Source organism: Nocardioides allogilvus (assembly GCF_003047285.1).
GTDB classification, from domain to species: Bacteria; Actinomycetota; Actinomycetes; order Propionibacteriales; family Nocardioidaceae; genus Nocardioides; species Nocardioides allogilvus.
The window spans coordinates 1-566 of the sequence record NZ_PZYX01000067.1; the positions used below are offsets into that span (position 1 = coordinate 1).

Annotated in this window: 1 protein-coding gene; it reads right to left on the reverse strand. The window is 40.6% G+C overall.

Annotated elements, in window-relative coordinates:
• The coding region (gene rplD / locus C9J87_RS19460) for a 50S ribosomal protein L4 (protein WP_107706371.1) at positions 1-480 on the reverse strand (480 nt) is incomplete at its 3' end.
• Positions 481-566: the final 86 nt, after the last annotated feature.

The window sequence follows — 566 nt, forward strand, 5'->3', positions numbered from 1 at the left end:
CGCTGCTAAGAATAGATTCTCATCTAAGTTTGCAGTAATGATTAAAGCGTCATTTAACGCTAAATCTTTTAATTTTTGTACTAATACTTTAGTTTTTGGCGCTTCGATTTCGAATTTCTCAACAACCACTAAACGTTCTTGACGAACTAATTCAGAAAGGATGCTTTTGATTGCACCACGGTACATTTTTTTGTTCACTTTTTGACTGTGATCTTGTGGTTTCGCAGCGAATGTGATACCACCTGAACGCCAGATTGGTGATTTGATATCACCTGAACGTGCGCGACCTGTACCTTTTTGACGCCAAGGTTTTTTACCTGAACCAGACACTTCAGCACGAGTTTTTTGAGCGCGTGAACCTTGACGAGCACCTGCTGCATATGCAACAACTACTTGGTGGATTAACGCTTCGTTAAACTCACGTCCGAAGGTAGTTTCAGAAACAGTTAGTGCGTTTGCACCTACAACTTGTAATTCCATCTCTATCTCCTAGACTTATGCTTTAACTGCCGGTTTTACGATAACATCACTATTAGTTGCGCCCGGAACAGCACCTTTAACTAATA